Annotated in this window: 1 protein-coding gene and 1 pseudogene; both read left to right on the top strand. The window is 38.9% G+C overall.

The window, feature by feature from the left end:
- Positions 1–449: hypothetical protein (locus QUB61_RS39295; RefSeq protein ID WP_333136869.1), on the top strand; the 449-nt coding region annotated here is incomplete at its 5' end.
- A 93-nt stretch (positions 450–542) separates the two neighbouring features.
- Positions 543–1,735 (top strand): annotated as a pseudogene (locus QUB61_RS39290) (hypothetical protein); the annotation flags it as partial.

The following is a 1,735-nucleotide window of genomic DNA, read 5'->3' as shown; positions in this document are numbered from 1 at the left end:
TGATTGGGGGCGCTCCGGGTGCGCTCAATACTTTGGATGAACTGGCAGCAGCTCTGGCAGATGATGCCAATTTTGCTGGGAACATTACTAATCTTTTGGCTACAAAAGCGCCTCTTGCTAATCCTATTTTTAATGGCTTTACTACTTTAGGTGATAATGCGGCTGTAAAAGTAAAAATTCTTACTTTTACATCTCCCTCGGTATCTAGTAATACACAATTGTTGACGGGACAATTGCCCCCTATGGATAAAATTGTCAGCTTATCAGGGTGGTTAAAAAATGCCGACACTGATTATTACCCACCAAGTTTTTTCAGCGCTTCAAAGCTATACACAAACTGGTGGTCAATATATTCTTTGTCGGGAAATTTATACTTTAATTTGCACCCCGATGCCATTCCAAAAATGGGAAATCAACCGGGCAGAATAATAATTACTTATATTGAGTGACTTTCGTAATCAAACGGTCGTGGGTTCAAATCCCACCATCGGCTTTAGATTCGTTAATTCCGATTAAGCTTAATATTTAAACTTAAATAATATATGTCTAACCGAAAAGATAGGACAGAACGAAGTGATTTTTCACCTAGACAAGAAAAGCAAGAAAGAACCAATAACGGTGGAGGAATAAATATTGCAGGTGAAACAGATTTAGGTGAAATTGGCGGTATCGATGTCAGCGGAAGGGCAAGATTTGGAACCGAAGGACTAATACCTAATCAAGGAATTACAGTTGAACGAGATGTTAGTAATAACACAACTAAATTAGGATTAGGCGTAGGTTCTTCAAAAGGAAAATTAGGAGGAAACGTCGGAGTAACAATTGGTTACGATGAATTTGGCAATCAAGTAGTTAAAGAAGTAGAATTAGGCATAAACATTGCAGGATTTGGTGGAGAAATTGAAATTGACGACGAAGGTAATGTGACTACTTCAATCAGTGCAGGAGGAGCCAAAATTGAAGTAGCTATCGATAGTGAGGGTAAAAAAACAGTTTCAGTATGTTATGGTATTCCGGGTGGTGAGATTTGTGTTGACTTTAAACCCAAAGATTCAGAATCACCTACTCCAAGTCCTTCGCCTACGCCTACGCCAACGCCAACGCCAACTTATCCACCTAGCGCTTTAGATGTTCCATCGCCACCAACTTATCCTTTAGGTACAAAAGCATTTTGCAAAGTAGTAACAGAAGAACATTATTACTATTATGCAAAAACAGGCGATCCAGGTTACATCTTTGGAGAAATAATTGAGCGCAAAAGCACAGTGAGTGGTGCATATGACGACGAAGGAATTCTTAGTGGGTTTGTTACGTATTTTTCTCTGTGGCAACACTTTAATACTGGAGAACCCAACCCGGGAAGATATAATTATATAAACGAATCAAGACCTGAACCTACAATTATTCCCGTAGATCCATACCCTAATAAGCTGAATCCCAACGCTGCACGCCGAGAGGGTTTAGAGTTTCGCAATTTAGGGAACGGAGGCACTGAAATCAAGGGCAATGAACAAAAGATTTATGATTATTTGAAAAAAACTTACAGCTCAAAAAAGGTTGCGCTTACAAAAGCGCAATCTTTTCCTTGGAGTTTTTACGATGAAACGTCTTTTAGTATTACAAAAATTGTTTTAAATCTTTGTATTGATTTACCACCGCCACCCCCACCGCCGCCTTCGCCATATTTACCCAATAAACCTAATAAAATTAAAAAAATGAAAGATTGCTGTGACAA

Origin of the sequence: Microcoleus sp. C2D2, assembly GCF_036702495.1 — a bacterium.
GTDB lineage: Bacteria > Cyanobacteriota > Cyanobacteriia > Cyanobacteriales > Microcoleaceae > Microcoleus.
Note: the sequence above shows the minus strand (reverse complement) of the source record. Positions and strands in the feature narration are given on the sequence as shown.